The 8,634-nt window shown below is 72.6% G+C and carries 9 protein-coding genes; 3 read left to right on the forward strand and 6 right to left on the reverse strand.

Annotated features, from left to right (window positions below; all coding sequences use genetic code 11):
• Positions 1-141 precede the first annotated feature (141 nt).
• The 5 genes from ACFV6I_RS02720 to ACFV6I_RS02740 all read right to left on the reverse strand — a co-directional run bounded on the left by ACFV6I_RS02720 (position 142) and on the right by ACFV6I_RS02740 (position 4,948).
• Positions 142-1,620, reverse strand: coding sequence for a purine-cytosine permease family protein (locus tag ACFV6I_RS02720; protein ID WP_380423347.1), 1,479 nt, complete (start codon positions 1,618-1,620; stop codon positions 142-144).
• 356 nt (positions 1,621-1,976) lie between these two features.
• On the reverse strand, positions 1,977-2,798 hold the full coding sequence (locus ACFV6I_RS02725) for a hypothetical protein (protein ID WP_380423348.1): 822 nt from the start codon (positions 2,796-2,798) through the stop codon (positions 1,977-1,979).
• Positions 2,795-3,427: an RNA polymerase sigma factor gene (locus tag ACFV6I_RS02730; RefSeq protein WP_380423349.1), complete on the reverse strand. Its 633-nt coding sequence runs from the start codon at positions 3,425-3,427 to the stop codon at positions 2,795-2,797. Before ACFV6I_RS02730 ends, ACFV6I_RS02725 begins: the two co-directional genes overlap by 4 nt.
• 92 nt (positions 3,428-3,519) lie before the next feature.
• The gene (locus ACFV6I_RS02735; protein WP_159398635.1) at positions 3,520-3,657 is read right to left on the reverse strand and encodes a hypothetical protein; all 138 of its coding nucleotides are present in this window, start codon (positions 3,655-3,657) and stop codon (positions 3,520-3,522) included.
• Between the two features lie 61 nt (positions 3,658-3,718).
• A complete protein-coding gene (locus tag ACFV6I_RS02740) occupies positions 3,719-4,948 on the reverse strand; it encodes an FAD-dependent monooxygenase (RefSeq protein ID WP_063351867.1) in 1,230 nt (409 codons plus the stop codon).
• A 150-nt stretch (positions 4,949-5,098) separates the two neighbouring features.
• On the opposite strand from ACFV6I_RS02740, the gene ACFV6I_RS02745 reads away from it, so the two are divergent.
• Positions 5,099-5,683, forward strand: coding sequence for a TetR/AcrR family transcriptional regulator (locus ACFV6I_RS02745; protein ID WP_063351866.1), 585 nt, complete (start codon positions 5,099-5,101; stop codon positions 5,681-5,683).
• Positions 5,684-5,761: 78 nt separating this feature from the next.
• On the opposite strand, the gene ACFV6I_RS02750 is transcribed toward ACFV6I_RS02745, so the two are convergent.
• Positions 5,762-6,472, reverse strand: coding sequence for a hypothetical protein (locus ACFV6I_RS02750; RefSeq protein WP_208869225.1), 711 nt, complete (start codon positions 6,470-6,472; stop codon positions 5,762-5,764).
• 380 nt (positions 6,473-6,852) lie between these two features.
• Here ACFV6I_RS02750 and ACFV6I_RS02755 point away from each other — a divergent pair, with 380 nt between their 5' ends.
• Together ACFV6I_RS02755 and ACFV6I_RS02760 are read left to right on the forward strand one after the other, a co-directional pair.
• Positions 6,853-7,902 carry a trypsin-like serine peptidase gene (locus ACFV6I_RS02755; protein ID WP_380423350.1) on the forward strand — a complete coding sequence of 350 codons (1,050 nt, stop codon included), beginning with the start codon at positions 6,853-6,855 and terminating at the stop codon, positions 7,900-7,902.
• Between the two features lie 71 nt (positions 7,903-7,973).
• A complete protein-coding gene (locus ACFV6I_RS02760) occupies positions 7,974-8,198 on the forward strand; it encodes a helix-turn-helix domain-containing protein (protein WP_380423351.1) in 225 nt (74 codons plus the stop codon).
• The last annotated feature ends 436 nt before the right edge of the window (positions 8,199-8,634 follow it).

Consider the following 8,634-nt stretch of genomic DNA (forward strand, 5'->3'; position numbering starts at 1 on the left):
GCGCCCCGCGGCGGGGGGCGGGGCGGGGGGGGGCGGGCGGGGGGCGGGGCCCCGGGCCCGGCCGCGGCGGGGGCGGGGGGGCGCCCCCCCCCCCCGGGCGCACGGGGTGTGCCGGGGTGGGCGGTGGGCCGTGCCGCGGGGTCAGGCGGTGGCCCGTTCGGGCTGCTCCGCCCGGCGGTCGGCGGGCTGTGCGGTGGTGGCGGGGGTGTTCTCCCGGGGGGTGGGGAGTGCGGCCATGATCGCGGCGGAGATCACGATGGTCGCTGCCCAGGCGAGCCCGTACCTGCCGACGGGGGTGTCGGAGAGCGGGCCGGCGAACCAGTCGCACTTGGTGAAGGCGAGCCCCAGCAGCAGGGCGAGCACCCAGGACACCATGGCCTGCCAGCAGAAGCCGCCGGTGTACCAGTAGCGGCTGTTCCTGCTGGTGTCCATGAGCCCGGCGGCGTCGTAGCGCACCGCGCGTGAACGGCGCCGGAACATGTCCACCGCGTAGACGCCGATCCAGGCCGAGAAGGAGACGGCGAGCAGGATGAGGAAGGTGATGAAGGAGCCCAGGAAGCTCTTGGCGACCAGCATCAGCAGCAGGCCGCCGACCAGCGAGATCACGGCGTTGATGCTGACGGCCGTGGCGCGCGGCAGCTTGACGCCCATGGTCTGCGCGGTGAAGCCGGCCGAGTACATGGAGAGGCTGTTGATCAGCAGCATGCCCACGATCGCGGTCAGCAGGTAGGGCACGGCCAGCCAGGTCGGCAGCAGGTCGCCGAGGAAGGAGACCGGGTCGGCGGCCTGGGCGAGGCCGGGTGAGGCCACCGCCATCACGGCGCCCATGAGCACCATGGGCACCATCACCAGGCCGGCGCCGGAGACCGTCACGCCGACGATCTTCCTGCCGGAGGCGGCGTGCGGGAGGTAGCGGGCGAAGTCCGGGCCGGTGGGGACCCAGCTGATGCCGCCGGCGGCGATGGTCCCGATGCCGGCGATCATCATCGCGGTGGTGCCCGCGGGCTTGGCGAAGACCTCGCTCCAGTGCATGGTGGCGACCAGGTAGCCCAGGACCAGCACGCTGAAGACGCCGAAGAGGTACGTCGACCAGGTGTTGCAGACGTTCAGCGCCTTGCGGCCCATGCCGGAGACCAGGAAGGTGCAGGCGACGAAGGCGAAGAGCGTGACGACGATCAGCGCGGTGTTGGCCTTGACGCCGAAGAGCAGGTCGAGGACGGTCAGCACGGCGTAGGCGCCGGTGACGGCGTTGATCGTCTCCCAGCCGAACCGGGCGATCCAGAGCACCGCGCCGGGGAAGAGGTTGCCGCGCACTCCGAAGGTGGCCCGCGAGAGGGTCGCGCCCGGCGCCCCGCCCCACTTGCCGGAGACCGACAGCACGCCGACCAGGCCGAACGAGACGAGCGCGGCGCACGCCGCGACGATCAGGACCTGCCAGAAGTTCAACTGGTTGAACACCACCAGGGCGGCGCCCATGGTGAGCAGCAGGACGCTGATGTTCGCGGCGACCCAGGTCGGGAAGAGCTCGCGGACTCTGCCCCCGCGCTCGTGGTCGGGGACGGGTTCGATGCCGCGGGTTTCTATCGCGCCGCCGGTGTCGGCGTTCGACGGGTTGTCCATGAGGGTGGCTCCGTGCGTGTGAAGCGGAGATAAATCGAACAAATGGGGTATTTATGGAACTCTTCGCGCGTAGCGCGGGAGTTGAGTCATCCTACTTTGTCCGCTTCGGTTCCCGGGCCTGGCCGGTACCGGAGGGGAGGACGCCACCCCCGCCCGCGGCCTCTCCGCAAACGCCGCGAACGCCGCGAACGCCGCGAACGGCGGACCCGGCCCACGGCCAGGCCCGACGCGCTCGCGGCGTTCGCCGAGGAGGAGATCAGGGCCGGGATGCGCCGCCGGCCCGGGAGCGCGCAGGCCCGACCGGGCGCCGCCTGGTCCAGGCGCTCAGCGCGCACCCGGGAGGTCTCACCTGGGTCTCACCTGGTGAACAGCGAGCTGCCGCTGACGACGCGGGTGGTGCCGTCGGCGAGGGTGACGGTGACCGTGTCGGGGACGGCGCGGTGTGACATCGTCCCGGGCCACCAGACGGTCCAGCGGCCGTCCGCCACGGTGACCTGGAAGGTGCGTCCGGCGACCTGCATGGTGATCGCCTTCACGCCGGCCCCCACGGAGCCCTGCGCGTAGTTGAACATGGCGTCCCCGTCACCGTGGGAGCCGCCCGTGTCGTACGTGACCGCATCGGCCGCCACGTTCTTCACCGGGTCGATCGCCTCCCACAGGCCGCTGGTCTCCGAGGCGACGTAGCAGAGCATGGCCTTGCCGCCGCGGTTGACGACCATGGAGGCGACCTTGCCCCGCAGGTCCGCATTGGTGATCTTGACGGGTGCTCCGGCTCCCGGGCCGTCGGCCATCCGGTCCAGGCACCACTTCTCGGCGGTGGCGCCCGGGCCCGTCGAAGCGGCCAGCGGTGTCGGGACACCGGTCCAGCTGGCCAGTTCCGCAGAGCTCAGCGGCCCGCTGGCGCCGCCCCGCGAGGACTGCGTCACGGCCACGGCCACGACCGTGCCCACGGCGAGCGCACCGGCGAGGGTGACGGCCAGCCGCCGCCGAAAGCGCGGCCTGGCGGGGGCCGGGGCGGGGGTGGAGGTTGGGGCGGGGGTGTCGAGGTCGATCTGGCGCATCAGGCGCTCCCGGTGTAGGGCGTGGCGTCCTGCGGGGAGGTCGCGCTCGGCCGGCACGGGCACCTGCCCGAGCAGTTCCGCGCGCTCGACCGGCTCCGGCCGCTGTCCGGCGTTCACTGGTGTACCTCCTTCGTGGACGGGGCCGCACTCGCGGACCCACCCTGGATCTGGTTCCGGCCACGGCCGGGTTCCACTTTTTTCCGCTGCGCCCGGCGCTGGGCCGTCTCGGCGAGGCGGTGCAGCCGGGTCCGGGCCCGGGACAGGCGTGAGCGTACGGTGCCCACCGGTACGCCCAGGGCCTCGGCGGCCTCCTGGTAGTCCAGGCCCGCCCACACGCACAGGGCCAGCACCTCGCGGTCCGGGCGGCGCAGCCGCGCCAGCGACTGGTGCAGGACCGCGATCCGCGCCGCGTCGTCGATCCGCCCGGCCACCTCCTGCGCGAAGTCGGGAACGTCCTCGCGGGCCGGCGGGAGCTGCGCCAGTACCTGCCAGTGCCGCCGGGCGGCCCGGCGCTGGTTGCTGACCAGCTTCGTGGCGATGCCCAGCAGCCAGGGCCGCAGCGACCCGCCCTCCGCCTCGACCCGGTCGTGCCGGCGCCAGGCTTCCAGGAACGTCAACGACATCACGTCCTCCGCCGTCGACCAGTCCCCGGTGAGCCGGAACACGTGGTTGTACACCGCGCGCGCATACGTGTCGAAGAGCCGGCCGAACGCGTCCCGGTCACCGGCCCGCACCCTCGCGCGCACATCTCGATCTGAAGAGTCCACGCCCCCTATCTGGTGCCCCGCCCGCTCGGGTTCCTATGACCTGCGTCACCCGCGGAACGCGCCTGGCCGCTCTACCGGCCCGCCCGCCCGGCCGTCGTCGGAGCGATCGCCTGCACGGCGATCCCGCACATCCGGACGAAGGCCTCCGGCGGATCGTCGTGGTCCCCGAACTCGCAGGCAAGGCCGCCCCCGGGCGCTTCGACCCGCATGCCCGCCGCCTCGGTATCCAGCCCGTCGGCTGGTCCCGGGCGAGTGGCGGGCGGTCCGTGCTCAGGCGGTTGCGTCGAGGGCCGGGGGCTGCCAGTTGTACGTCCGGGCGGAGCGGTTGAGCAGGGTGCGGGCCGGGAGGAGGCCGGCGAGGGTGAGGGCGGCATCGCGCAGGCGGGTGGCGGCGGGGGTGTGGAGGGCGACGAGGTCGCCGGTACGGCGGGAGCCGGTGACGATGGCGGTGGTGCGCGGGAGGCGTGCGGCGGTGTAGGCGGGGAGGGTGGTGGCCGGGTCCGCGCCGGGGGTCAGGGCGGAGGCGAGGACGACGGCGTCCTCGATGGCCTGGCAGGCGCCCTGGCCCTGGAAGGGGCACATGGCGTGGGCGGCGTCGCCGAGGAGGGCGACCCGGCCGTGGTGGTAGGCGGGCAGGGGGTCGGCGAGGTCCCAGACGTCGTGGCGCAGGACGCGCTCGGGTTCCGCGAGCGAGAGGAGTTGGGGCACGGGCGCGCACCAGGTGCCGAACCTGCGCAGGAGTTCGGCCTTCTCGTCGCCGTCGGCGGCGCGGGCGCCGGCCGGGGCGAGGGCGGCGCCGTACACGTAGACCCGGCCGTCGGCGAGCGGGACGACGCCGGCGAGCTGTCCGCGTCCCCAGACCTCGCCCACGGCATCCGGCCGGCGGGTGGGGGACACGACGGTGCGCCAGGTGGTGAAGCCGCTGTAGCGGGGGCCGGGGTGCCGGGGGAAGAGCAGCGCGCGGGTGGCGGAGCGGAGGCCGTCGGCGGCGACCACCAGGGCGGCGGGCCGTTCCCCGTCGGGGGTCCGGACGACGGCTGGTCCGGTGGTGCTTCCTGGGGTGCCCCCGGTGGCGCTTCCGGTGGTGCCTCCGGGGGTGCTTCCGGGGGTGACGAGGGCGGCGGGCGAGTTGGTGCGGACGGTGCCGTCCGGAAGGGCGTCGACCAGGGCGGCGATGACGTCGGCGCGGGCGACGGCGGCGATCGTGTCGCCGAAGCAGGCCTCGAAGGTGGCGGTGTCGGTACGGGCGAGCCAGCGTCCGGAGGGGTGGCGCAGGCCGACGGCGGGATGGGGGGTGGCGAGGGCGCGCAGGCGTTCGCCGATGCCGAGCCGGTCGAGGGCGCGCAGGGCGTTGGGGGCGAGGGCGAGTCCGGCGCCGACGGGTTCGAGCGAGGCGGCGCGCTCGTGGACGGTCACGGGGATGCCCTGGCGGTGGAGGGCGAGGGCGGCGGAGAGTCCGCCGATGCCGCCGCCGATGACGATTGCCTGGTACGCGCCCATGAGTGAACCCCTCTCCCGACACTACGGCTGTAGTGACCATGTCCCGCACCGTACTACACCTGTAGTTGGGATGGGATAGTGTTGGCGTGAAGGGGGTTCGGGCCCGCCCCGGGTCGGGACCCCCTGAAGAGAGAGGCCAGGACCGGATCCATGACACCGCCGCGCCCGACGCTGATCGCCGACGCCGCCATCGCCCTGATCGCCGAGCGCGGCCTGCGCGGGCTGACCCACCGCGCCGTGGACGAGGAGGCCGGACTGCCCGCCGGCTCGACCTCGAACCTCGCCCGGACCAGGGCCGCCCTGCTCGACCTCGCCCTCACCCGCATCGTCGAACGCGAGACCGGAGGCCACCCGCTCATGGCCGGCGGGCCCCCGCCGGACTGCTGCCCGCGCCACCTGCTCACCCAGGGAGTGGCCGAGCTGCTGTACGGCGCGCTCACCACCGGGCGCAGGCTCACCCTGGCCCGCCTCGAACTCGCCCTGGAAGCCACCCGCCGACCCGAACTGCGCGCCGGCTACGACCGGCTGGGCGCGCGCTTCACCGACACTGCTGCCGCCCTGCTGGCGCAGAGCGGCTCGGCCGACCCGGCGGCCGACGCCCGGCGGCTGATCCGCTGGTGCGACGGGCTGCTGTTCAACGCCACAGCGGGAAGCGGACACTGGCACGTGCCGACACCGGAGGACCTGTGCGGCGAGGTGGCGCACTACCTCGCCGCACTGCTCGACCAGGACTGACCGGCTGGCCGGTCGGGACGGACCGACCGCCGCGGACGCAGGCCCTCGACGCGGCGGGCTTCGGCTACCACCACTGCTTCAGCTGGGTGTTCGCTGTTTCCGCCAGCGGGCCTGGTGGAAGATCGGTTCGACGGCGACCACGCAGAACGCGTGCATGGGCTGGTCCGTGCCCCTGGGGTCGAAGAAGCCCACCATGTCGCCGAGGAAGCTCTCGCCGTGCTGATGGACGTGGGGGTCTTGGGCGACGCGGTCGCCGGCGGCGGTGAGCCAGTCGCCGATCCAGAACAGCAGCTCGGCACGGGCGGTGATGACGATCGTCGCGGCGTACTCGGCGAAGCGGGCGGGGTGGCGATCGGCTCGGCGACGGACGTCGTCGGGACGGTCGGGAGATCGTGCCGCTGGGGCGGTCACCCTCAACGGCACCGAGGCGCGGCGCATCCTGTGCCGCAGATCCGGCCAGTCGGACGGCCGCAGTCCCGTGTCCTCACGGGCCAGGAGCATGGGCATCGGATGGGTGTCGCCGCCGGCGGAGGCCATCGGATGGGCGCCCGGTGGGACCGGAATGTAGATCGCGCTGTGCGGGCTCGCCGCGGCGACGCGGAACAGAGCGCCGAGCCGAAGGAGATCGGCGCGGCTTGCGCCCAGATACCCGACTCGGTAGTCGGGCGGGCGGACGAAAGTGTTGCGGAGCATGGGACCAGTGCTCAGGATCCGGCTGAGCCCGGATTCGGGATCGGCAACAGGGTGGCTCGTCACCCGCAACCGCATCCGACCGTCGCCAACCCCCATGCGCCAAGTACAACACGCGCGCCAGTGGCCTCAAGCTCCTTTTTTGCGAAGCCCTGGGAGCCCCTCGCGGTGCGGAGCACAACCATGGTCCCGACGGACCTCGACAAGCCCGTCGGCCGCCTCTCCGTCGGCCGTGAACTGCGGCTGGAACCGGGCCGGAGCGCAGACCCGGCACCGGTACGAGGACGAGACGTCGTTACCGGAACCTGACGGTACCGATGGAAGAGCGAAACGCGCCCCAGACCAGGACCTGACGTTCTGTTCCTACAGTGCCGGATATCCGTGACGCGCGGGGCGGACCGCGGCCGCCCCCGCGTACGGACCGCACCTGAACGCGAACCGCATCCGACGCGAACCGCACCCGACCGAGATGGGCAACGATGTCAGCCACACGCCGAGAACTCCCCCGCGGCCTCTCCGCCGCAGCCGCCCTCCTGCTGAGCGCGACCACGGCAGCGGCGGTGCTGCTGCCCACCGCGGCCTTCGCCGCGGAACCGGACTCCGTCACCTCGCACGCCGGCGCCACGACCGCCCAGGAGCGCAGCCGGATCGACGCCTACTGGACCGCCGCGCGAATGAAGCTGGCGGGCGCCATGGTCCCCGAGATCACCCCCGTGCCCGAGGACGACACCACGCCCGACGATCCGCGTCCGCTCCCGCCGAACACGCCGGACCCCGGCGCCGTCTGGACCCACGGCGGTGCGGTGGACCGGAGCGTCGGCCGGCTCTTCTTCACCTTCTCCGACGGCTACGACGGCAGTTGCACCGCGACCGTCGTCAACAGTGCGAACCGCAGCACCGTCGTCACCGCGGCGCACTGCCTGCGGGGCGTCGGGGCTCCCGCCGCCGACGACACCTGGCAGCACAACCTCTACTTCGTGCCCGGCTACCGCAACGGGACGAAGCCGCTCGGCGGATTCAGCATCAAGTCGATGGCCACGTCCTCCCGTTGGGACGCCGATCCGGGCAGCACGACCTCGAACGACGTCGCTGTCGCCGGTTACGACACCGGGGTCCTCGTGGCGAACTCGTCAGCCGAGGGGCGCCGGATCGCGGACGTCACCGGAAGCCAGCGGATCGCGTTCACCGAGCCCGCGGCGGGCGAGTTCATCCACACCTTCGGCTACCCGAAGGACCGGCTCAACGACCCCAGCGCCAAGTACGCCGGTTCACGCATGATCCACTGCGCCGGACCGGACCGGCCGGCCCCCAAGGCGCCCCTGCTGTGGGGCGAGTCCTGCGACATGGCCCACGGGGCGAGCGGCGGCCCGCACTTCGCCCGCTTCGACACCCGGACCGGCGCCGGCACCGTCGTCGGCGTCACCACCACCACGGATGACCTCGTGGGCGGGCAGCCCGGCACGCTGTACGCCACCCGCCTCGGCGACAGTGCCCACCGCCTCTACAACTGGGCCCAGGCGCGCTACTGACTTCGGCGCTTCGGGGTGATTGGCCTGTTCGTGTAGCTGACTGACGGTCATCTGCGCGCTATGCCGTAGGTATGCGATATGCGGATGGGGGCGGGCTGACGGCGAAAGGTCGCCAGCGCCGCGAGGAGGTGCGGCTGGAGGCCGCCGGGTTGTTCGCCGATGGGCTGGGGCCGCCGGAGGTCGCCCGCAGGCTGCGGGTGAGCTCGAAGTCGGCCTGCCTGTGGCTCTGCGGCCCATTTGTGAACCGACCTGATGACCTCAGCCATTGCTCTCCTCTTGATCGGAAGTTGCGGTAGTTCTCGCCAGAAGCCCGGCGGGGTAGGCCCCGAACTGTGATTTCGGGGTAAGCGCCATCCCCTTGGCTCAGGGCAATGACACCATCCGCGTCCGGGCCGGCCTGGATTCGCAGCTGTTCGACCTGACACTTCGTGTCAGCAATGTGCCGCAGGCTCTCCTGCAGGCCGGCGAGTTCGCCGAGCCACTGCATTCGTTGGGTCTCCCCGGGGCGGCGGGTGTTGATCTCGATCTCGAGCAGCCTGGGCTCTTGGACGAGGTCGAGACGGAGCATGGGGCACCTGACACGGGCTCATCCGAACTATGGCCTGTTGTGAAAGTGGGGGGTGGGGGGGGAACAGAGGTTGTTGTTTTTTAACATCGACAAGTAGGTCTAGGCCGCGGCGGGTGGGGTTGTTTGGTGTGGGCGGCCGGGGGGGGGGGGCGGTGGGGGGGGTG

It is taken from the genome of Kitasatospora sp. NPDC059803 (assembly GCF_042732255.1).
GTDB lineage: Bacteria > Actinomycetota > Actinomycetes > Streptomycetales > Streptomycetaceae > Kitasatospora.

Excerpts from the sequence above, each read along its gene's own strand:
- ACFV6I_RS02720 (WP_380423347.1), bottom strand. The coding sequence starts at position 1,620 with ATGGACAACCCGTCGAACGCCGACACCGGCGGCGCGATAGAAACCCGC.
- ACFV6I_RS02735 (WP_159398635.1), bottom strand. The coding sequence starts at position 3,657 with ATGCGGGTCGAAGCGCCCGGGGGCGGCCTTGCCTGCGAGTTCGGGGAC.
- ACFV6I_RS02740 (WP_063351867.1), bottom strand. The coding sequence starts at position 4,948 with ATGGGCGCGTACCAGGCAATCGTCATCGGCGGCGGCATCGGCGGACTC.
- ACFV6I_RS02745 (WP_063351866.1), top strand. The coding sequence starts at position 5,099 with ATGACACCGCCGCGCCCGACGCTGATCGCCGACGCCGCCATCGCCCTG.
- ACFV6I_RS02750 (WP_208869225.1), bottom strand. The coding sequence starts at position 6,472 with ATGGGGGTTGGCGACGGTCGGATGCGGTTGCGGGTGACGAGCCACCCT.
- ACFV6I_RS02755 (WP_380423350.1), top strand. The coding sequence starts at position 6,853 with ATGTCAGCCACACGCCGAGAACTCCCCCGCGGCCTCTCCGCCGCAGCC.
- ACFV6I_RS02760 (WP_380423351.1), top strand. The coding sequence starts at position 7,974 with ATGCGATATGCGGATGGGGGCGGGCTGACGGCGAAAGGTCGCCAGCGC.